The following is a 21,115-nucleotide window of genomic DNA, read 5'->3' as shown; positions in this document are numbered from 1 at the left end:
AGGCACCCGCACGAAAGAAGCTCGGCGACCTGATGGTCGCCGAGCTTCTTCGTATTCCGGTCGTCAGGCAGGCCTGATGGAGTTCATGGTCTCCTCGACCTCCCAGAAGGCGCGAAGCGCGAGCAGGTCGCCGTTCGCATCCGCCTTGTAGGTGAACACACCGTTCGCATCGGTGACGTGGCCGCCGATGTGCGTGACGATCCTGCCGACGTAAGCGACCTCGTCTCCGCAGATGATCTCCTTGTCGAAGGCGAACTCGATCTTCTCGGTGGTGCCGATCGTCTTGTCCCAGAACGCCGACAACTGCTCGGGCCCGCGATGACCGACCCCTTCCTCATCGAACATCGACGGTCCGACCGGGTCCTCGACGGAGCCGTTCTCCGCGAAGATCGCCAGCCAGGCGTCCTTGTCGCGGGCCTTCACGGCCTCGCGCGAGCGACGACCCGCGATCACTGCGGGGTGGTTGTCACGATCGATGTTCAGGTAAGGGGGCGTCTCGTCGCTCATCGAGCGTCAGCCCTTCTTGGTGCCGTAGTCGACCTGCAGGTCCTTGATCCCGTTGATCCAGCCGTGACGCAGACGGTTCGGCTGATCCAGCTTCGTGATGTCGGGAACCAGGTCGGCCAGTGCGTTGAACATCAGGTTGATCTCCATACGGGCCAGGTTGGCACCGATGCAGAAGTGCGTGCCGTTGCCGCCGAATCCGACGTGCGGATTCGGGTCGCGCATGATGTCGAACTTGTACGGATCGTCGAAGACCTCCTCGTCGAAGTTGGCCGAGCCGTAGAACATGCCGACGCGGTCGCCCTCTTTGATCTCGACGTCACCGATCTTGGTGTCGTGGGTCGCAGTTCGCTGGAAGCAGTTGACCGGAGTAGCCCAGCGGACGATCTCGTCCACGGCGGTGGCGGGTCGCTCCTTCTTGAACAGCTCCCACTGATCGGGATTCTCCATGAAGGCGTTCATGCCGTGCGTGATCGCGTTACGCGTCGTCTCATTGCCCGCCACGGTGAGCAGGATGAAGAAGAAGCCGAACTCCTCCTCCGTCAGGCCCTGCCCGTCGATGTCGGCTTCGATCAGCGTGGTGACGATGTCGTCCGCGGGACACTTCCGGCGCTCCTCGGCCATGTTGTAGCCGTAACCGAGGATCTCCATGTTGGCGGTCAGCGGATCGACCGGGAAGTCCGGGTCGTCGGCGTTCATCATCGAGTTCGACCAGTTGAACAGCTTCTCGCGGTCCACTTCGGGCACGCCCAGGAGGTCCGCGATGGCGAGCAGCGGAAGGTCGACGGCCACCTGATGGACGAAGTCGCCGGAGCCGGCGTCAGCCGCCTTCTTGACGATCTCGCGGGCCGCGTCGTCGAGCTTCTCCTCGAGCGCGTGAACAGCCTTGGGTGTGAAGGCGCGCGACACGACCTTGCGCAGGCGGGTGTGCTCCGGCGGATCGTGGTTGATCAGCAGCGCCTTGGTGACCTCGATCTGCGCCGGATCCATGTCGTCCTCGAAGCGCATGATCACGCCGTTGGCGTTGGCCGACCAGTCGTCGGCGTTCTTCGAGATCTCACGGATGTGCTCGTGCTTGGAGATGACCCAGTAGCCACCGTCGACGAAGCCGCCGCCCTTCCCGGGCAGCTGGGAGTTCCACCACACGGGCGCGGTCTTACGGAGTTCGGCGAACTCCTTCACCGGGACACCTTCGTGCAGCAGGTCGGGGTTTGTGAAGTCCCACCCCTCCTGCTCCATGAACGGGCACTTGCCCGCAGATTCCTGCGACGAACCCGCAGCATTTACGCTCTGCGCCTGGGTCACGCCATCACCTCATTTCGGGGCTCGCGAGCCCCCATCGGTCTATGAGAACTCGTTACAGTTTGCGTACGTCACACTCTGCCACACTGGATAGACGTGAACAATAACTTGTTCTAGTTTTGGAGTAAGCAATCTTCTTGAGAGGACAGAACGCATGGGTGTACCGGTAATCGTCGAAGCGGCTCGCACACCGATCGGCAAGCGCAGGGGATGGCTGTCGGGGCTGCACGCCGCCGAGCTTCTCGGGGCGGCGCAGACCGGAGTGCTCGCGCGCGCCGGCATCGACCCGGCATTGGTCGAGCAGGTCGTCGGCGGCTGCGTCATGCAGGTCGGCGAACAAGGCAACAACGTGACGCGGACCGCATGGCTCCACGCGGGCCTCCCCTGGCAGACCGGCGCCACCACCATCGACTGCCAGTGCGGTTCGGCACAGCAGGCCAACCACATGATCGCCGGGCTCATCTCCGCGGGTGCGATCGACGTCGGCGTCGCCTGCGGCGTCGAGGCCATGTCGCATGTGCCGCTCGGCGCGAACGTCGGAACCGATGCGGGTCCGCGTCGCCCGGAGTCGTGGGACATCGACATGCCGAACCAGTTCGAGGCCGCCGAGCGCATCGCCCGGCGCCGGGACATCTCGCGCGCCGATGTCGACGCACTCGGCGTCCGTTCGCAGGCCAACGCCAAGCGCGCATGGGACGAAGGTCGGTTCGACCGCGAGGTGCTGACGGTTAAAGCCCCCGAGCGCACCAAGGAAGGCGAACTCACCGGCGAGACCCTCGAGGTCACCAAGGACCAGGGCCTTCGGGAGACGACGGCCGATTCCATCGCCGGACTGAAGCCCGTTCTCGACGGCGGAATCCACACGGCAGGCACGGCGTCGCAGATCTCGGATGGTGCGGCTGCTGTCCTGATCATGGACGAGGACAAGGCCCGTCAGCTCGGACTCACCCCGCGCGCACGCATCAAGACCCAGGCCCTGGTCGGCGCCGAGCCGTACTACCACCTGGACGGACCGGTGCAGTCGACGGAACGAGTTCTGGCGAAGTCGGGCATGAGCCTGAACGACATCGACGTCGTCGAGATCAATGAGGCCTTCGCCTCCGTGGTCCTCAGCTGGGCTCAGGTCCACAACGCCGACATGGACAAGGTGAACGTGAACGGCGGCGCGATCGCGCTCGGCCACCCGGTCGGCAGCACCGGATCACGTCTCATCACCACGGCACTGCACGAGCTCGAGCGCACCGACGGCGAGCACGCGCTGGTCACCATGTGCGCGGGTGGTGCGCTGTCGACGGCCACCATCCTCGAGCGGATCTGACGGCCCATGCCGCTGATGGATCCCGATTCCCGTCCTGCCCAGTTGGACTCGCCGATAGTCGGCGGGCTCATCAAGTACGGCTCGCGGCTGAACACCCGCCTGTACCAGCTGTCCGGCGGCAGATTGGGCAACCGGTGGCGGGTGGGATCAGCGTTCCGCAGACCCACACCCGTCTGCCTGCTGACCACGACCGGCCGGAAATCGGGTCAGCAGCGCACGGTACCGCTGCTCTACATGGCCGACGCCGACTCGATAGTCCTCGTCGCATCGCAGGGCGGTCAGCCGAAGAATCCGGCGTGGTACCACAACGTACGCAACGACCCACATGTGAGCATTCAGATCGGCGCCGCCACAACCGATTACGTGGCTCATGTGGCCGATGACGCGGAGCGGGAGAGGCTGTGGCCCCGTCTCGTTGATATGTACGCCGATTTCGACACCTACGATGCGTGGACGGAGCGAACGATCCCCGTCGTGATCTGCACGCCGAAGTGAGGACCGGATTTCGACTCGCTCCGCTCGCTCAATCATCGAGGGGAGAGTCCGCTCGAGCCGGACGCGCCTCGACTCGAGCGGGGCTTCTCCTCGCTAGACCGGGACTTCTCCTCGAGGATTGAGCCGGGCGGAGCGAAGCGACGTCCGAGTCGAAATCACCTACCGACCACCCGCGATTCCCTCAACCGGATGCGGCCGCTACCCCACTGAGCGGCCGACTCCGGTGATCTCCACGACCTCCCCCGTCTCCGAGCCCGCCACGAGGGCGCCGTCGGCTCGCTCGACGAGCGAGGTCACCGGCCGGCCGACGGAGATCGTGCACCGATCACGGGTCTTCAGATCGGCGATGATCACCTGCCCGGTGGTGCTCGCGGCCGCGATGGTCCGATCGTCCAGTGCCGTGACGTCATCGACGATCCCCGGCAGCGGTTCGGTGAGATCGACTGCCGCGGTGGTCTTCTCCGGTCGATCGAGCGGAACCCGCAGAATCCGCCCGCTGAGGCTGGACGTCATCGTCACGTAGGCGGCGTCGTCGATGATGACGATGCCGTTCATGGATGTCCCGTTCACCGTCCGCGTCGGTGCGAGGTTCCGCGGTGCGCGAGCGGTCCAGCCGCGATCGATCTTCTTGTCCGCGCCGATCCTGACGACGCCGAGGCTCGAATCGGCCACGTACATCGCGCCGTCGTCCGCGATGGCCAGTCCGTTGGGCATGCCGAGTCCGCGCACCTCGGTTCGCACCGGACCTGTCGGGTCCGCGGGGTCGAACGACACCAGCGTTCCGCGCCGCAGGGTCGGGATCAGGTTGATCGGTGTCGCGCCGGACGCTGCGTACATGCGGCCGTCAGCACCCTGCCGCACCGCTCCGGGCGCGGTGACGTGGATCGTCGCTGTTCTGCGACCCTCGGTGTCGTACCGGTCGATCACGTTCGCCAGAGTCCTGGACACCCACAGGTCGCCTGCGTCGTCGTAGGTCACGTTCTCGGCCCACGAGGCGACCGGAGGCGAGGCGGGGATGAGACTGCGCACGGATGCATCGGCGCAGGCCCCCGTCGCCGCGTGCGCCGGCGCAGCAGCGAGGGTGCCGAGCATCGCGATGCCGGCGAGCATCCCGGCCGATGCCGTCGTGGTGATTCGATGCATTGCGCAGCCCTCCTGCTAGTTTCGCTACACAATGTAGCGTAACTGCTTCGGATGGGATGGTGGAACGATGCAGGACGATGTCGTGAGCCCCGGCAGACCGTCCGACCCCGACATCGACGCACGCGTCGCCGAAGCCACGCTGCGACTGCTCACGGCGAACGGTTTCCATGCGTTGTCGATCAGCGGGGTCGCGACCGCGGCCGGAGTGCCTCGATCCACCGTGTATCGCCGCGGCGACACCCCCGCCGCGCTTGCCGTCGCAGCCGTCTCCCGGACGGTTCCCTCGGTACGCGAGTTCCACACGAGCGACCCGCTGACCGACCTGTCCGCGTGCGCCGAGGACTTCATCATGCGATTCATCGCCGATCCGTCGGCCGCGGTCGTGATGGAGCTGCACGCCTGCGCGTACAACGATCCAGACCTCGCGGCACTGGTCCGCGACTACCTACGACCTCGAGGTGACGTCATCGATGCGATCGCGAGCCGCGCGGTCGCCTCCGGCGCAGTCGATCCCGGCCTCGATTCGGGGATGGTCCGCGATCTGGTGTTCGGCCCGCTGATGTACCGGTGGCTCGTGGCGAAAGCGCCACTCGACCCGCCCACTGTCCGGACCGTCGTCGCCGCGTCGATCCGCGGGATCACTCCACGATGAGGTGAGCGCGGTTACCCGACCGAGCGGCCGTGCCCTTCCCAGAACTGGGCGCGCAGCGCCTTCTTGTCAGGTTTGCCGAGTGCGGTGAGCGGCAGCGTGTCGACGAATACGACGCGCTTGGGTGACTGGACTCCACCCTTGCGTTCTTTGACATCGGCGCGAACGGCATCCTCGATCGCCTTCTTCGCATCGTCGGACGCGTCCGCGTCCGGACGGAGCACGACGACCGCGGTCACCGCCTCGCCCCACTTCTCATCCGGCACGCCGATCACGCCGACCTGGCCGACCGACGGGTGCTCGGCGATCACGTCCTCTACCTCGCGAGGGAATACGTTGAACCCGCCGGAGACGATCATGTCCTTGGTGCGATCCACGATGAACCAGAATCCGTCCTCGTCCTCACGCGCGACATCGCCGGTGTGCAGCCACCCGTCCCGGAATGCTTCGGCGGTCTGCTCGGGCAGACCCAGGTACCCGCCGGCGAGCAGCGGTCCCGAGACGCAGATCTCGCCCGGCTCCCCTTGCGGCACCGGGTTGCCGTCGTCGCCCATGAGCATGGTCCGCAGTAGCGCCGACGGGCGTCCGCAGCTGCCGAGACGAGCAGGGTCGTGCTCGTCCTTGCGGAGGTAGCTGATCACCATCGGCGCCTCGGACTGGCCGTAGTACTGCGCGAAGATCGGGCCGAATCGGTCGATCGCCTCGGCCAGCCGGACCGGGCTTATCGGCGACGCCCCGTAGTAGACGGTCTCCAGCGATGACAGGTCGCGCGTGCGGGAATCGGGATGGTCCATCAGGGCGTAGAGCATCGACGGCACCAGCATCGTCGCGGTGATCCGTTCGCGCTCGATCGTCTCCAGAACCTCTGCGGGATCGAATTTTCCGAGGACGATCATCGTCCCGCCCTTGATGAGCGTGGGGACGAAGAATGCCGCACCCGCGTGCGAGAGCGGCGTGCACATCAGGAACTTCGGGCGCTCGGGCCACTCCCACTCGGCGAGCTGGATCTGCGTCATCGTCGACATGGCACGGGCCGTGCCGACGACGCCCTTCGGCTTGCCCGTGGTCCCCCCGGTGTACGTGATCGACACGACGTGCTCGGGGTCGAGCGGCTTCGCCGTCAGCGGGCGGACCGGATACTCCGCCGCCTTCGCGACGACATCGATCCCGGCCTCCGCGAGTCCCTCAGGCACCGGCCCCAGGGTCAGAATCTGCGTCAGACTCTCGACCCGGTCGAGCAGTGCCATGGCACGTTCGACGAACATCGGCACCGGGTCGATGATCAGCGTGCTGACGCCTGCGTCAGACAGCACGTAGGCATGGTCGTCGAGCGAGCCGAGCGGATGTAGCGCGGTGCGCCGCCAGCCCTGCGTCTGACCGGCACCGATGACGAGCAGAACCTCCGGTCGGTTCAGCGCGAGCAGGCCGACGGCCGTTCCGGTGCCGGCTCCCAGACCTTCGCAGGCTTGAACGTAGCGGCTGATCTCGTCGGCCATCTGGCGACCGGTCAGCTCGGTGCCGCCGAGCTGTAGAACCGGATTCGCGGCGTGGCGTTTGAGTGCTGCCACCATCAGATCACCGAGGTGCACCGGCGTGTGAAGCAATTCGTCCGCGGACAGGGCGCTCTGATCTCGAGTCATGCGGTCCAGACTAGAACCCGTTCTAGTTTTTGGGAAGACGTGACCTCAATCTCCTTGTGCGGCTATCGATGACGCGCACGTCAGGACCGCGAAAACTACTCGTGGGTAGTACTGCCCGTCACGTGAAATCGTGCCAGTATCGAGTCATGACAGATCTGGACCAGAACGCCACCCGCCGAGACATCACCGACGCATTGCTCACCGCACTCGACCGTCGCCACGAAGTTCTCGACACGATCGTCGACGCCGACGACCGACCCGCTGCCGCCGCCGCGATCGCCGAACTGCTCGGCAAGTCCAAGCTCGGCGCGGAAGCCGTCCTCAACATGTCCCTGCACCAGCTGACGAAGGAGGAGCGCCGCAAGAACCAGGCCGAACTCGACGACCTGAACCAGGCCATCACCTTCACCGCAGCCGAGCGCCCCGCCAGCAGCGGCGACACCATCGACCTGCGTCCGTTCTCCGCCAACGACGACGCCGACATCTTCGCGGAGCGCACTGCCGAGCAAGGCGTCGCGGGTGACGGCTCGGGTGCGCCTGCCGGCGAGGTGGGCGACGAGATGGCCAAGGGCGCGGATCGCGTCGACGACGAGGATGCGGTCTGGCTCGTCGCCATCGAGAACGAGCAGAAGGTCGGTATCGTCTTCGGTGAACTCGCGGGCGGCGAGGTCGATGTCCGCATCTGGATCCGACCGACACAACGCAAGCAGGGGTACGGAACGGCAGCGCTGCGTCGTACCCGCTCGGAGATGGCTGCGTACTTCCCGGGCGTGCCGATGGTCGTGCGCGCCCCCGGCGCATCCGCCTGACACGCACAGAACGGTGGCCCCGGTCCGATCAGGACCGGGGCCACCGTTGTTCTGTACCGGGAGTCGATCAGGGTCAGCGTGCGCCGTACGCCTTGACCTGTTCGGGCGACTCGCTGAGCAGGCCGGGCAGCACGTCCCCGAGTTCGGCGGGATCCCAGCGAGCCCCCTTGTCCTTGCTCGCCGCGCGCTGCCAGGCGTCGAGCACCGTGACGGTTCCGCCCTCCACCTCGAACAGCCGGCCGGTGACGTCTCCCGACTCCGCGGACGCGAGCCAGACGACCACCGGTGAGATATTCGCCGGATCCATCGAATCGAACGAACCATCACCCGGTGCCGCCATCTGATCCGCCATCGCGCCACCGGCACCGAGAGTCATCTGAGTACGGGCCGCCGGGGCGATGCCGTTGACGGTGATTCCGTAGTTGCCCAGCTCCGTCGCGGCCTGGATGGTCAGTTCGGCGATCGCCGCCTTCGCCGCCGCGTAATTGCCCTGGCCGACCGATCCGAAGATGCCTGCGCCCGACGAGGTGTTCACGATACGGGCCTGAACCTGCTCGCCCGCCTTCGACAGCGCACGCCAGTGGGCCGCTGCATGCCGGAGCATCACGAAGTGCCCCTTCAGGTGCACGCGCACCACCGAGTCCCAATCGTCCTCGCTCAGCGAGACGAGCATGCGGTCGCGCAGGAAGCCCGCGTTGTTCACCAACGCGTCCAGCCGACCGAAGGTGTCGATCGCCGTCTGCACGATCGCCGCACCGGTGTCCCAGTCGGCGACGTCGCCGGAGGCGACTACCGCTTGACCGCCCACAGCCTCGATCTCGGCCACGACGGACTGCGCCGACTCAGCCGCGTAGTCGTTCACGACCACCTTCGCGCCGTCGGCCGCGAACGCCAGGGCGTGTGCTCGCCCGATTCCCTGTCCGGCGCCCGTCACGATGACGACGCGGCCTTCACTGATCTTGTTACTCAACGCTTCTCACTTTCGTTGTGGCTTGATTCGGTTGTCGGTGCGGGTGGTTTCGACTCGCTTCGCTCGCTCAACCATCGAGGGGACCGTTCGCCCGGCCGGACCATCGAGGGGACCGCACGCCCGGCTGGACCATCGAGGGGACCGCACGCCCGGCCGAGACATCGAGTACTCACTCGATGATTGAGCCGCGACCGAGGCGCCAGCCGAGGACGCGAGTCGAAATCGAGACGCACCCTCACACGTCGTTCCCGCTGTTCCCCGCAGACAGGAAGGCCGGCTTCTCGCCACCGCCGTGGACTGTCAGCGCGGAACCGCTGATGTAGGACGCGAGCGGAGAGAGCAGGAAGGCGACAGCATTCCCGATGTCGGCCGGCTGCGCGAGACGACCCATCGGAATGGTGGCTCCGACGGCGGCGATCCCGTCGTCGTCCCCGTAGTGCAGATGCGAGAGCTCGGTCTCGACCGGCCCGCAGATCACCGAGTTGAGTCGGACCTCGGGTGCCCACTCGACGGCGAGCGACCCGGTCACGTTGTCCAGTCCCGCTTTGGCCGCGCCGTACGCGGACGTCCCGGGCGACGGCCGGTGACCGCTCACGCTCGACACGTTGACGATGGCGCCGCCACCCTCCTGCTTCGCCATCACCGCGTGCGCCGCACGGGCGACGATGACCGGTGCGAGCAGGTTGAGTTCGATGATCTTCTGCGTGAATCGATCTGACGCATCGGCCGCGAGCGCGAACGGCGAGCCGCCCGCATTGTTGACGACGCCGTCGATGCGTCCGTGCTCGGCGACGATCGCGTCGATCATCTCCGCGACGGCGTCGGGGTCCCGGACATCGCACGCGTGAAACTCGCGGTCAGCGTTGTCGCCCGGGCGTCGCGCGCAGACGACAGGGGTCGCCCCCAGCTCTTCCAGAACGTCGGCGATTCCCGCCCCGATCCCGCGAACACCGCCGGTGACCAGGACGATCCGGCCGGCCAACCCGAGGTTGACGGGCGTGTGCACTGCTTCAGTCATGGTGCTACCCTACCAAACAACCAAGCATTTGCTTGGGTAGCTTCCGACCGTCGCACACAGCACCAGATCGGCCGCTACGAGTACCCCGACATGTAAGGAGCAGGTGTGCCGATCACCACGGCCCGCGCCGAATCGGGCATCGTCACCGTGACCGTTGACTACCCACCGGTCAACGCACTGCCGAGCGCAGCATGGTTCCAATTGGCCGACGAGATCCTGGCCGCCGGCAACGACCCGGAGACCAGCGTCGTGATCCTTCGCGCCGAGGGACGCGGCTTCAATGCCGGCGTCGACATCAAGGAGATGCAGCAGACCACCGGTTTCGACGCACTCGTCGCAGCGAACAAGGGATGCGCGGCCGCCTTCTCCGCCGTCTACGACTGCGCCGTCCCCGTGATCGTCGCCGTAAACGGATTCTGCGTCGGGGGCGGCATCGGTCTGGTCGGCAACGCGGACGTGATCATCGCCTCCGACGACGCCGTCTTCGGGCTCCCCGAAGTCGATCGCGGCGCACTCGGCGCGGCCACCCACCTGGCCCGCCTCGTCCCCCAGCACCTGATGCGGACTCTGTACTACACCGCGCAGAACGTGACCGCCGAGCAACTGGTCCACTTCGGGTCCGTCTACAAGGCGGTCCCACGTGCGGATCTCCTCGAGACGGCACTCGAGGTGGCTCGCATGATCGACACCAAGGACACGCGGGTCATCCGTGCCGCGAAGGCGGCGATCAACGGCATCGACCCCGTCGACGTCAAGAGCAGCTACCTACTGGAGCAGCGCTACACCTACGAATTGAATCTGGCCGGGGTCGCCGACGAGCACCGAGACGCGTTCGTCGAGACCGGCAAAGCGAAGGGGAACTGAATCTCATGGGTTTCACCGACAAGACGAGTTCGCTCGATGACGTCGTCGCCGAACTGTCCGACGGCATGACCATCGGCCTCGGCGGCTGGGGATCGCGCCGCAAGCCGATGGCACTGGTGCGCGCCATCGCACGTTCGAACGTGAAGGACCTGACAGTCGTCACCTACGGCGGACCGGAACTCGGGTTGCTGTGCGCTGCAGGGAAAGTGAAGCGCGCGTACTACGGGTTCGTGTCACTCGACTCGGCGCCGTTCTACGATCCGTGGTTCGCGCGGGCCCGCACCAGCGGGACCATCGAGTCGCGTGAGGTCGACGAGGGCATGATCAAGTGCGGGCTGGAGGCGGCCGCCGCCCGTCTCCCGTTCCTCCCGATCCGCGCAGGCCTGGGCTCGGCCGTCTTCGACTTCTGGGAGGGCGAACTCAAGACCGTCGAGTCGCCGTACCCGGACGCCGACGGACGAACGCAGACGCTCGTCGCGATGCCTGCCCTGAAACTCGACGCCGCGTTCGTTCATCTCGACGTCGCCGATAAGCACGGCAACGCCGCGTACACGGGTATCGATCCGTACTTCGACGACCTGTATCTCGGTGCGGCGCAACGCCGGTACGTGGAGACCGATCGCATCGTCACCACCGAGGAACTGATGGCCGAGGTCGCCCGCGAGCGACTGCTGGTCAACCGGATGAACGTCGACCGCGTAGTGCACGCCCCGAACGGCGCGCACTTCACTCTCGCCGGCGAGTACGGCCGCGACGAGGCGTTCCAGCGGTTTTACGTCGAATCGGCAGCCGACGACGAGACCTGGTCGGCGTTCCGCACCCGGTTCCTCGACGTCGACGAAGCCACCTATCAGACCGAGGTCACCCGCTGGCAGGCCGAGCAGGAAGCTCAGAAGGAGAACGCACAGTGAGCCAGGACATCACCCGCGCCGAGTACTGCGTCACCGCATGCGCGGACATCTTCACCGGAGCAGGCGAGATCATGGCGTCGCCGATGGCGCCGACCCCGCTGATCGGGGCCCGCCTCGCACGTCTGACCACCGAACCCGACATGCTCATCACCGACGGTGAAGCGCGCATCCTCGCGGACACCCCGGCCATCGGCAAGGGCGGCGCCGAGGAGGGATGGATGCCTTTCCGCCGGGTGTTCGACGTCGTCGCCTCCGGGCGGCGCCACGTGGTGATGGGCGCCAACCAGATTGACCGGTTCGGCAACCAGAACCTGTCGGCGTTCGGTCCGCTGCAGCATCCGACGCGGCAGATGTTCGGTGTTCGCGGCGCACCCGGCAACTCCATCAACCACCCGACCAGCTACTGGGTGGCCCGCCATTCGACGCGCGTGTTCACCGACACCGTCGACATCGTGTCGGGCGTCGGCTTCGACAAGGTCGACGAACGCAACCCGGCGTACGACTCGCTGAACATCCACCGCATCGTCACGAACCTGGGCGTCTTCGACTTCAACGGACCCGGCCACACGATGCAGGCGCTGTCACTGCATCCGGGCGTCACCGCGGACGAGGTCGCCGAGAGCACGGGATTCCCGATCGCCGGCGTCGAGCAGGCCTCGGTCACCGCGACCCCGACCGACGAGCAGCTGCAGATCGTCCGGGAGGTCATCGATCCCAAGGGCGTTCGCAACCGCGAGGTGAAGTCGTGACGCAGCCCGCACTGAACACGCGGTTCACCGATCTGGTCGGGGTGAAGTACCCGATCGTGCAGACCGGCATGGGCTGGGTGTCAGGGCCGTCGCTGACGGCGGCGACCGCCAACGCCGGCGGGCTCGGGATCCTCGCCTCGGCGACGATGACCTACGACGAGCTCGAGTTCGCGATCAAGAAGACGAAGACGCTCACGGACAAGCCGTTCGGCGTCAACCTGCGGGCAGATGCGACCGATGCCGAGGAACGCGTCGACCTGATGATCCGGGAGGGCGTCAAAGTCGCATCGTTCGCGCTCGCTCCGAAGAAGGAGCTGATCGCCAAGCTCAAGGATCACGGACTAGCCGTGATCCCGTCGATCGGCGCCGCCAAGCACGCGGTGAAGGTCGCTTCGTGGGGTGCTGACGCGGTGATCGTGCAGGGTGGCGAGGGCGGTGGGCACACCGGCCCGGTCGCGACCACGCTGCTGCTCCCTTCCGTGGTGGACGCACTCGCCGACGAGACCGGGAAGACGTCGATCCCGGTGGTCGCCGCAGGCGGCTTCTTCGACGGACGCGGTCTGATAGCGGCGCTCGCTTACGGCGCCGAGGGCGTCGCGATGGGGACCCGCTTCCTGCTCACCTCCGATTCGGCGGTGCCCGACACCGTGAAGCAGGAGTACCTGCAGCGCGGGCTGAACGACACCGTCGTCTCCACCAAGGTGGACGGCATGCCGCACCGAGTGCTGCGCACCCAGTTGGTGCAGGCTCTCGAAAGCGGTTCGCGCGCAAAGGCTCTGGTGGCCGCGGCACGCAATGCCAACGAGTTCAAGCAACTCACCGGAATGCGGTGGACGACGATGCTGCGCGACGGCGCGTCGATGAAGAAGTCCGGCGAGCGGACGTGGCAGCAGATCATCATGGCGGGCAACACCCCCATGCTTCTGAAGGCCGGACTCGTCGAGGGCAATACCGAAGCCGGGGTCCTCGCGTCAGGTCAGGTCGTCGGCCTCATCGACAGTCTGCCGTCGTGCGACGAGTTGATTCAGTCGATCATGGGGCAGGCGCACGCCCGGCTGGCGGCACTGCCCCGCTGATCGTGAGGCCGGTCTCGGCATTACCAGCACGTACCGCTCGATTACTCGACGCGATTCGCCGATCTCCGGCAGATACGTGCTGGTAATGCGACCGAACTACCTCACTTCGACGGGCAGCCCCGCCATCGCGAACAGCTTCGGGTCGAAGAATGCGCCCACATGTGCCACCTCGCCGTCGACGATGCTGAGGACGTCGAGCTGAAAGCTGCGCCAGACGTCGCCGTCGCGCATGTACATGCCGGCAGCGGGCATGCCGTTGCACGTGGTCTGAAGCATCTTGATGTCCCCGGGCGCCACTGCGGGGCACTGCACGCGGGTGAGCTCGCCGATCTCGCGTGCCCCGAGGTACCAGCCGGGGAACGGCGGCATCTCCCACACTGCGTCGGCCGCCAGGACGGACACCACGCCCTCGATGTCGTGCTGCTCGAACGCCGTGCAGAAGTCAGCCCACACCGCCCGCTCACGCTCGGTGAGTTCGGCGGCCCGTCGTTCCTCCCGCGGTGTCCCCTCGCCCATCGTGGTCCGTGCCCGCGCCAGCGCACTGTTCGCGGCGGCAACCGACATATCCAGCGCCGTCGCGGTTTCCGCGGCACTGAAGGCGAGCACATCGCGAAGGATGAGGACCGCGCGCTGCCGTGCCGGAAGATCCTGCAGGGCGGCGACCATCGCCAGCCCCACCGTCTCGCGCACCACGGCCGCGGTCAGCGGATCGCCGAGCGCAGCATCCGGCAGCGGCTGCAACCACAACCGCTCCTCATCGGCGACTACGGGCTCGCGCGGATCCGACGACTCGGTCCCCAGCCCCGTCGGCAACGGCCGACGGGACCGACCTTCCAGCGCGGTGAGACAGGTGTTCGTCGCGATCTTGTACATCCAGGTCCGGACCGACGATCGGCCCTCGAAGCGGTGAAACGCCTTCCACGCACGCAGGTACACCTCCTGCAGCACGTCTTCGGCGTCGGTCGCCGAGCCGAGCATGCGGTAGCAGTGCACCAGCAGCTCGGCGCGCATCGACGCCGTCAGATCTTCGAAGGACCGGTCGGTAACGGTCATGGTCGAATCCTCGTCCGTTCGGCGAGACTGCGTCAGTCCCTGTTTGTCGGTCAGCCCTGTTGCTGCTTGACGAACTCCTCCGGACCGACCTCCACTGCGGCCTGGTCCATCCACATGATCTCCCAGGTGTGGCCGTCGAGGTCGTCGAACGAGCAGCCGTACATGAATCCGTGGTCTTCCGTACGACCGAGTGTCGCTCCGGCGGCCACCGCCTTGTCCTTCAGTTCGTCGACTTCGTCGCGGCTGTCGGCGCTGAGAGCGAGCAGGGCGCCGCTCGTCGTCTTCGCATCGGCGACCTGCTTCTCCGGAACGAAGGTCTGGTAGAAGTCGCGCTGCAGAAGCATGGCGATGATCGATTCGCCGAGCACCAGCGAGAGCGCGTTGCCGTCGCAGAACCGGTCGTCGAACGTGTAGCCCATCGATGTGAAGAACGTGCGCGAGCGCTCGAGGTCGGCGACGGGCAGGTTCACGAAAATCATCTGGTGCATGGGAGCCTCCGTGGTCTGCGGCACTGCTGTGGAATGCCGTCACAGATATAGACCGGCCGGATGGTCGAAACTGATCGGTGTTGGACCGAGGCGCTCGGTTTCGACTCGCTGCGCTCGCTCAACCATCGAGGGGACGGGCCCTCGACGACCGAGAAGGCCCCTCGACGATTGAGCCGGACGACACGGAGCGAAGCGACTGTCGGCCGAGTCGAAATCACCGCACGGACACACGCGTGAGGTGACACCCGGTTTCGACTCGCTGCGCTCGCTCAACCAGCGAGGTAAGGCCCGCTCTGTCGGCGAGCCGCGAGGATCTCCCGTGGATCGAACGTGACGGCCACATGGGTGATGAGCCCGCCGTCCACGTGCGTCCAATTGGCGACGGCGGTGGCCGGAGCGCCGCCCATGCCGAGGTCGAACCAGGTGATGACGTCGGAGTCGTCGGCCAGGCGGGTGCGCACTTCGAGGGTGTCGGTTCCCGCCGCCATTCCGTTCAACCCGCGAAGGAACTCGTCTGGGCCCGACGCGGTGCCGAACACACCGGTGAACTCGCAGTGTGCGGCGAGGTACGGGCGCAGATCGGCGAAGTCCTTACGCTGCCAGCAGTCGACGTAGAGTTCGGCGATCTGCCGGGGCGAGAGTGCTGGCTTGTCAGTGGTCGTGTCCATGACTTCATACTCGGCCGGTCCGTCGCATACGTCCAACAGCTAGTTCATCTAACAACTAGAATCACTGGTTATGGAACTCCATCAGCTGCGTTACCTGGTCGCGGTGGCAGACAACGGATCGTTCACCGCTGCCGCAGCCGAAGTGATGGTGAGCCAGTCGGGCGTCAGCGCGCAGATCGCCAAGCTGGAGCACGAACTCGGGCACCGACTGTTAGATCGAGTCGGACGCACCGTCACCCCGACTGCTGCGGGCGAGGAGATCCTGAAGCACGCCCGAGAGGTCCAGCAGTCCGTGCAGGCAGTTCGGACCGTGGCCGACGAGCTCTCGGAGCTGGTTCGCGGGCACGTGCGCCTCGGTACCGTCATCGGCTGCACGGTTCCCGGCTATCTGCAGGGATTCGCAGCCTTCCGCTCGGCGCATCCCGATGTCTCGGTGTCGGTAGTCGAAGATAATTCCGACCGGCTGATCGCAGATCTGATCCGCGGCCGGCTCGACGTCGCGGTCGTCGCCCACGCGACACCGCTGCCCGCCGAGATCTCAGCGCAGCAGCTGATCCGCGAGCCCCTCGCCGCCGTCGTGCCGGCGGACCACCCGTGGGCACCGCGAGATCGCGTCTCCGTGTCGGAACTGTCGGACGCGACCGTCATCTCACTTCCGGACGGCACCGGAGTCCGCGCCGCGCTGGCCTCGACCTGCGCTGCCGAACAGGCCTCCGTGATTCCGGCCGTGGCCGCCCACTCCCCCGAGGCCATCCTTGCGCTGGTCGAACTCGGCAGCGGCATCGGACTGCTCACCGCATCAATGGCGTCGTCAAGACCGGGACTCACCTCGATCCCGATCGCACGTTCGCGCCGGACGTCGCTGTCACTCGCCTGCTGTTCGGGACCGTCCGCCGCCGCACGAGCGATGACCGCCTCGCTCGCCGAGTGCCTCGAGGCCTGACGCGATACGGCAGTCGGGTTTCGACTCGCTGCGCTCGCTCAACCAGCGAGGGGACAGCCCTCGACGACCGACAAGACCCCTCGACGATTGAGCCGGACAGCACGAAGCGAAGCGACTGTCGGCCGAGTCGAAATCACCGCACGGAGACGCGTGAGGTGACACCCGGCTTCGACTCGCGACGCTCGCTCAACCAGCGAGGGGCGCCCTCGACGATCGAGCCGGACGACCACCGAGGGGATGCCGCACGCCACCGGGAGGGTCACGCCCGTCCAGCGCGGATGCTCGTCTCGGTAACCTCTGATGGTGGACTTGAGCGCGCTGCGGCGTCACCCGGACGTCGAAGGAACCGGACTGCTCGCGGTGGACGCCGCCGATCGGCTGATCCTCGACGAGGCCGACCCGTTCCTGCGGGACGCGCCTGCGGGCGCGGTCTCGGTCATCGACGACGCCTACGGCGCACTCGCGATCGGGGCGACGGCGGCCGGTGCGACCGACCTTCGGGTCCACCAGGATCTGATCACGGGAGAGCGGGCTCTGGCCGCCAACGCCGAGCGGCTGAACGTCACCGAGTGCCGGTCGCTGCCGTTCGACTCGACCACGGTGACCGACTCCCGAGTCGTCCTGATGAGGCTGCCGCGCTCCCTGGACCGTCTCGCCGAGATCGCGGCACTCGTCGCCGCTCACGCCGATCCCGACGTCGTCGTGGTCGCCGGCGGACGGATCAAGCACATGTCTGTGGCGATGAACGACGTCCTGGGCGGACTCTTCGGCCGCGTCGACGTGAGTCTTGCCCGGCAGAAGTCGCGCGTGCTGTTCGCGCGTGAGCCGCGCCCATCGATCGGCGCCGAGCAGCTCGCCGGTTGGCCCCGCATGCAGCGACACGATGATCTCGACCTCACCATCGCCGCGCACGGCGGAGTGTTCGCCGGCACGCGAGTCGACATCGGCACGCGATTCCTGCTGTCCGTCCTCGACGGGGCGCTACCCGACACGACGAGCGCCGTCGACCTGGCATGCGGCACGGGGGTGGTCGCGAGCAGGCTCGCACTGTCCCGCCCCGGGCTGTCGGTCCTGGCCGTCGACCGTTCGGCGGCCGCAGCGGCGTCGGCCCGTGCCACGGCTGCCGCCAATGACGTCGCCGACCGCGTTCACGTCGAGCGCGCCGACGCACTGGAGTCGGTGGCGGACGCCTCCCGGGAACTCGTGCTGCTGAACCCGCCGTTCCACAGCGACGCCACCCTGTCGACCGGGATCGCCCATCACCTGTTCCGGGATACTGCGCGTGTGCTCGCCCCGGGCGGCGAGCTGTGGTGCGTGTGGAATTCGCACCTGCGGTACCGCGGGGCGTTGACGGCGATTGTCGGTCCGACCCGCGAGATCGCCCGGAATCGGAAGTTCACGGTCACGGCGTCACGACGGACGTAGTCGCCGCCCAACCGCTGTGACGCGGGCGTCTGCGAGCACGCCGTCAACGCGGCAGTACCCCATCGAGAACGACGCGGAGATACTGCTCGGCGATGTCGTCGACCGACTTGGATCCGCCTGGGCGGTACCAGCGCACCGCCACCCACACCGTGTCGCGGAGGAAACGGTAGACGAGGTCGACGTCCAGATCGGACCGGAAATCGCCGTCGGCGACCCCGCGTCGGAGAACCGATTCCCACAGAGCGCGGAACTCGACATTGCGTTCACTTATGTATGCGAACCTCTCCTGGCCCGCGAGCTGCCGCGCTTCGTTCTGATAGATCGCGACTGCGGTATGCCGGCTGTCGATCGACTCGAACGAGGCGATGACCAACTGCCGCAGCGTGTCTGCCGCATTCAGCTGGGCGGCCTCGATCTCGCGGTATCGCGCGAACAGCTCGTCGAGGAAGTCGCGCAGCAGTTCGTCGACCATCGACTCCTTCGAGTCGAAGTGGTGATAGAGACTCCCGGAGAGGATCCCCGCCGTGTCCGCGATATCGCGGACCGTCGTCGAACGCAGCCCTCGCTCAGCGAAGAGCTCACCGGCGATCCCGAGCAGTTCGTCACGGCGGGACAACCCCGACGCGGTGGTCTTCGACGCCAAACCTGTCTCCTCACAACGATCCCATTCACCCTAGCAAGTGCTTGGTTTCAGTGAGGAGATTGCGGGTCGGACGCACGAAACCGCGGTGACGTCTGGGTGGACGTCACCGCGGTTTCGGTGTGGTGTGCGGGGTTTCGAAACTCGGCTGGCGCCTCGGACGAGGCTCAACCATCGAGAGCCCCCGTGGGACTACCGGCGAGCAGCCTTGCGGGCGGCACGTCCGTTGAAGAAGCGCCACAGCTTCATCTGCAGATCGGTGACGCGGACGTCGCGCTTGGCGAACGGCGGAACCACGTTCTCGGCGAACTTGATCGGCATCGACGACACCGTCACCGCACGCGCATGACTGAACGTGTCGAAGCCGAACTTGCCGTGGTAGCTGCCCATCCCCGACTTGCCGACTCCGCCGAACGGAAGACCACCCGAGAGCAGATGCAATGCGAAGTCGTTGCCACTGATCGAACCGCTTCGAGTGCTGTCGGCCACCCGCTGCAGGTTGTCGTTATCGTCGCCGACCCAGTACATGGTGAGCGGATGTCCGGCAGAGTTGATCTTCTCGATCGCCTCCGACAGATTCCGGTACGGGTACACGGTGAGAACCGGGCCGAACACCTCGTCCTCCTCGATCTTCATACCCGCCTTCACACCGGTCAGAACAGTCGGCGGAATCTTCCGCGCCTCGCTGTCCGGCAGTGCCTCGCCGTTCGGGATCACCTGGTGCTTGGTGGCACCGAGTTCCACGGCGTCGTCGATGAGACCGACGATCCGCTTGTAGTTCTTCTCGTTGATCGTTGAGGTGTACTGCACATTGTCCAGAACGGTCGGGAAGTTCTTCGTCCAGCGGGCGACCACCTTCTCGGTGAACTCGCCGACCTTGCTCTCCGGCACGAACACGTAGTCGGGGCACAGGCACACCTGACCGCCGTTGATCATGCGCGCATCGGCGAGGAAGTTCGCCGCCTCGGTGATGTCAGTGGTCGCATCGACGATGGCCGGGTTCTTGCCGCCCAACTCGAGCGTGACCGGCACCAGGTTCTTGGCCGCCTCCTGCGCGACGGACGACCCGACCTCGGGCGAACCGGTGAAGAACATGTGGTCGACCGTCAGCTTCGCGAAGTCGGCACCGCCGCCGTGCTTGCTGGTGATGACGGCGAGTTCGTCGATCGAGAAGTAGTCGGGCGCGTGGCGTGCGATCACCTCGGTGGTCTTCGCGGTGACCGATGACGGACGCATCAGCACCCGGTTGCCTGCGGCGAACGCCGACGCGGCGGGCACGAAGGTGAGCTGCAGCGGGAAGTTCCACGGCCCCATGATCCCGACCACGCCGAGCGGGTCGTGGCGCAGACGCTGCTTGTATCCGAGGAGGCCCTGGATCTTGGCGACGTTCTCCTCCGCCATCCACTTCTCGACGCCGCGACGCTGGTGAGTGATGTCGATCATGCATCCGGCGACATCGGTGGCGACCGACAGTTCACGGGGCCGGGTTCCGAAGTCGGCGTTCAGGGCCTCGGTGATCTCGTCCGCGTTGTCGAGGAGCAGCTGACCGAGCCGGGCGATCCGGTCGATGCGCGTCCTGCCGTCGGGAATGCCGTCGCGAAGAAACGCGGCCCTCTGGATCTCGAGGAGTTCCTCCATGGTGTGAGTTTCGGACGACACCTTGTCTCCGGCGCGCACATTTACCTCTGCTGGCTTGGTCATGCCAACCTCCGCTTCCATAGCATGGTCCAGCCCGAGAGAGACGAAATCTCGGGAGTGTCCCAATCCTACGCGAGACGCGTGTTGCACGTCACATGCGCTGGTCACTCAGGGACCGCGACACTTTACGCAGCAGTGCGACCAGCGTCTCACGCTCGGCAGCAGACAGGTCGGCGAGCACATCCTCATCGTCAGCCAACCGCTGCGGTAGCTCCTCATCCACCACCGACTGTCCGGATTCGGTGATCTCGAGGAGGACGACGCGGCCGTCCCGCGCCGACTTGCGGCGGCGGATCAGCCCGCGGCGCACGAGCGCGTCGGAGAGCTTGGTGACGTAAGCGGCGCTGAGCAGTGTCGTGGACACCACCTCGCTGGCCCGGATCGGTTCGTCTGCGCGTGCGAGAGCACCGAGGAGATCGAACTCGGCACGACTCACACCGTGCCGCTCCAGATTCCGGTCGAGCCGCTGACTCGACACAGTCGCGACGCGCTGAATGCGGCCGAGCACGCCGATCGGCGCGACGTCCAGATGCGGATACGACCGGGCCCATTCGGCCTGGATGCGATCGACCGGGTCGACCGGGTCGGACCTCGAGGCTTCCTGCGACACAGGTCGAGCCTACGCCCGCACACATCGGAGGCCAGGTGAGACGCGGTGCGTCGCACCGAACCGCACGGCCCCAGCGACGCGGGACTCCAGAGCCAGTGTGGCGATCCAGACATTTACTTCACTAGTGAACTACTGATAGAGT

General features: G+C 66.4%; 22 protein-coding genes. 10 read left to right on the top strand and 12 right to left on the bottom strand.

The features are described from left to right. Nucleotides 1-63: 63 nt before the first annotated feature. Both FO044_RS01855 and FO044_RS01850 read right to left on the bottom strand, forming a co-directional pair. Complete coding sequence (locus tag FO044_RS01855) at nucleotides 64-507, bottom strand: nuclear transport factor 2 family protein (protein WP_132992977.1); 444 nt, start codon at nucleotides 505-507, stop codon at nucleotides 64-66. 6 nt (nucleotides 508-513) lie between these two features. Further along, nucleotides 514-1,809, bottom strand: coding sequence for a cytochrome P450 (locus tag FO044_RS01850; RefSeq protein WP_280525862.1), 1,296 nt, complete (start codon nucleotides 1,807-1,809; stop codon nucleotides 514-516). Between the two features lie 151 nt (nucleotides 1,810-1,960). On the opposite strand from FO044_RS01850, the gene FO044_RS01845 reads away from it, so the two are divergent. Then, complete coding sequence (locus FO044_RS01845; protein ID WP_132992976.1) at nucleotides 1,961-3,124, top strand: steroid 3-ketoacyl-CoA thiolase; 1,164 nt, start codon at nucleotides 1,961-1,963, stop codon at nucleotides 3,122-3,124. Between the two features lie 15 nt (nucleotides 3,125-3,139). Next, on the top strand, nucleotides 3,140-3,619 hold the full coding sequence (locus FO044_RS01840; protein WP_132992975.1) for a nitroreductase family deazaflavin-dependent oxidoreductase: 480 nt from the start codon (nucleotides 3,140-3,142) through the stop codon (nucleotides 3,617-3,619). Between the two features lie 198 nt (nucleotides 3,620-3,817). Here the strand turns inward: FO044_RS01840 and FO044_RS01835 are convergent, their stop codons facing one another. Next, nucleotides 3,818-4,762 carry an SMP-30/gluconolactonase/LRE family protein gene (locus FO044_RS01835; RefSeq protein WP_235831404.1) on the bottom strand — a complete coding sequence of 315 codons (945 nt, stop codon included), beginning with the start codon at nucleotides 4,760-4,762 and terminating at the stop codon, nucleotides 3,818-3,820. Nucleotides 4,763-4,829: 67 nt separating this feature from the next. Between FO044_RS01835 and FO044_RS01830 the strand changes: the two genes are divergently transcribed. Then, nucleotides 4,830-5,414 (top strand): TetR/AcrR family transcriptional regulator, encoded by a 585-nt coding sequence (locus FO044_RS01830; protein WP_132992974.1) that lies wholly within the window; start codon nucleotides 4,830-4,832, stop codon nucleotides 5,412-5,414. A gap of 11 nt (nucleotides 5,415-5,425) precedes the next feature. Here the strand turns inward: FO044_RS01830 and fadD8 are convergent, their stop codons facing one another. Next, the gene (fadD8, locus tag FO044_RS01825) at nucleotides 5,426-7,051 is read right to left on the bottom strand and encodes a fatty-acid--CoA ligase FadD8 (RefSeq protein WP_132992973.1); all 1,626 of its coding nucleotides are present in this window, start codon (nucleotides 7,049-7,051) and stop codon (nucleotides 5,426-5,428) included. 68 nt (nucleotides 7,052-7,119) lie between these two features. On the opposite strand from fadD8, the gene FO044_RS01820 reads away from it, so the two are divergent. Next, nucleotides 7,120-7,860 (top strand): GNAT family N-acetyltransferase, encoded by a 741-nt coding sequence (locus FO044_RS01820; RefSeq protein ID WP_132992972.1) that lies wholly within the window; start codon nucleotides 7,120-7,122, stop codon nucleotides 7,858-7,860. A 73-nt stretch (nucleotides 7,861-7,933) separates the two neighbouring features. Here the strand turns inward: FO044_RS01820 and FO044_RS01815 are convergent, their stop codons facing one another. Then, the gene (locus FO044_RS01815) at nucleotides 7,934-8,830 is read right to left on the bottom strand and encodes an SDR family oxidoreductase (RefSeq protein WP_132992971.1); all 897 of its coding nucleotides are present in this window, start codon (nucleotides 8,828-8,830) and stop codon (nucleotides 7,934-7,936) included. 235 nt (nucleotides 8,831-9,065) lie between these two features. Continuing rightward, nucleotides 9,066-9,848 (bottom strand): SDR family oxidoreductase, encoded by a 783-nt coding sequence (locus FO044_RS01810; RefSeq protein ID WP_132992970.1) that lies wholly within the window; start codon nucleotides 9,846-9,848, stop codon nucleotides 9,066-9,068. Nucleotides 9,849-9,953: 105 nt separating this feature from the next. Here FO044_RS01810 and FO044_RS01805 point away from each other — a divergent pair, with 105 nt between their 5' ends. The 4 genes from FO044_RS01805 to FO044_RS01790 are packed head-to-tail and all read left to right on the top strand — an operon-like array spanning nucleotide 9,954 to nucleotide 13,448. Beyond that, nucleotides 9,954-10,712, top strand: coding sequence for an enoyl-CoA hydratase family protein (locus FO044_RS01805; protein ID WP_132992969.1), 759 nt, complete (start codon nucleotides 9,954-9,956; stop codon nucleotides 10,710-10,712). 5 nt (nucleotides 10,713-10,717) lie between these two features. Continuing rightward, entirely contained in the window at nucleotides 10,718-11,623 is a 906-nt protein-coding gene (locus FO044_RS01800; RefSeq protein ID WP_132992968.1) for a CoA transferase subunit A, read from the top strand. After that, nucleotides 11,620-12,372, top strand: a complete 753-nt coding sequence (locus FO044_RS01795) for a CoA-transferase subunit beta (RefSeq protein ID WP_186290573.1) — start codon at nucleotides 11,620-11,622, stop codon at nucleotides 12,370-12,372. Before FO044_RS01800 ends, FO044_RS01795 begins: the two co-directional genes overlap by 4 nt. Beyond that, complete coding sequence (locus FO044_RS01790) at nucleotides 12,369-13,448, top strand: NAD(P)H-dependent flavin oxidoreductase (protein ID WP_132992966.1); 1,080 nt, start codon at nucleotides 12,369-12,371, stop codon at nucleotides 13,446-13,448. The genes FO044_RS01795 and FO044_RS01790 overlap by 4 nt, the downstream gene beginning before the upstream one ends. A 96-nt stretch (nucleotides 13,449-13,544) precedes the next feature. On the opposite strand, the gene FO044_RS01785 is transcribed toward FO044_RS01790, so the two are convergent. From FO044_RS01785 to FO044_RS01775, 3 genes are all read right to left on the bottom strand, one after another. Further along, nucleotides 13,545-14,537 (bottom strand): RNA polymerase subunit sigma-70, encoded by a 993-nt coding sequence (locus tag FO044_RS01785; protein WP_268896112.1) that lies wholly within the window; start codon nucleotides 14,535-14,537, stop codon nucleotides 13,545-13,547. Nucleotides 14,538-14,551: 14 nt separating this feature from the next. Continuing rightward, complete coding sequence (locus FO044_RS01780; RefSeq protein ID WP_132992964.1) at nucleotides 14,552-14,989, bottom strand: VOC family protein; 438 nt, start codon at nucleotides 14,987-14,989, stop codon at nucleotides 14,552-14,554. Nucleotides 14,990-15,258: 269 nt separating this feature from the next. Further along, nucleotides 15,259-15,657, bottom strand: coding sequence for a nuclear transport factor 2 family protein (locus FO044_RS01775; RefSeq protein WP_132992963.1), 399 nt, complete (start codon nucleotides 15,655-15,657; stop codon nucleotides 15,259-15,261). 70 nt (nucleotides 15,658-15,727) lie between these two features. On the opposite strand from FO044_RS01775, the gene FO044_RS01770 reads away from it, so the two are divergent. Together FO044_RS01770 and FO044_RS01765 are read left to right on the top strand one after the other, a co-directional pair. Continuing rightward, nucleotides 15,728-16,600, top strand: coding sequence for a LysR family transcriptional regulator (locus FO044_RS01770; protein WP_132992962.1), 873 nt, complete (start codon nucleotides 15,728-15,730; stop codon nucleotides 16,598-16,600). 300 nt (nucleotides 16,601-16,900) lie between these two features. After that, nucleotides 16,901-18,025 (top strand): class I SAM-dependent methyltransferase, encoded by a 1,125-nt coding sequence (locus tag FO044_RS01765; RefSeq protein ID WP_132992961.1) that lies wholly within the window; start codon nucleotides 16,901-16,903, stop codon nucleotides 18,023-18,025. Nucleotides 18,026-18,068: 43 nt separating this feature from the next. Here the strand turns inward: FO044_RS01765 and FO044_RS01760 are convergent, their stop codons facing one another. The 3 genes from FO044_RS01760 to FO044_RS01750 all read right to left on the bottom strand — a co-directional run bounded on the left by FO044_RS01760 (nucleotide 18,069) and on the right by FO044_RS01750 (nucleotide 20,973). Beyond that, complete coding sequence (locus FO044_RS01760) at nucleotides 18,069-18,668, bottom strand: TetR/AcrR family transcriptional regulator (RefSeq protein ID WP_132992960.1); 600 nt, start codon at nucleotides 18,666-18,668, stop codon at nucleotides 18,069-18,071. Between the two features lie 189 nt (nucleotides 18,669-18,857). Further along, nucleotides 18,858-20,366 carry an aldehyde dehydrogenase family protein gene (locus FO044_RS01755; protein ID WP_132992959.1) on the bottom strand — a complete coding sequence of 503 codons (1,509 nt, stop codon included), beginning with the start codon at nucleotides 20,364-20,366 and terminating at the stop codon, nucleotides 18,858-18,860. A gap of 88 nt (nucleotides 20,367-20,454) precedes the next feature. After that, nucleotides 20,455-20,973 carry a MarR family winged helix-turn-helix transcriptional regulator gene (locus tag FO044_RS01750; RefSeq protein ID WP_132992958.1) on the bottom strand — a complete coding sequence of 173 codons (519 nt, stop codon included), beginning with the start codon at nucleotides 20,971-20,973 and terminating at the stop codon, nucleotides 20,455-20,457. Nucleotides 20,974-21,115 lie beyond the last annotated feature (142 nt).

Source organism: Gordonia zhaorongruii (genome assembly GCF_007559005.1).
Lineage (GTDB): Bacteria > Actinomycetota > Actinomycetes > Mycobacteriales > Mycobacteriaceae > Gordonia > Gordonia zhaorongruii.
This window is presented reverse-complemented; position numbering and strand designations above follow the sequence as displayed.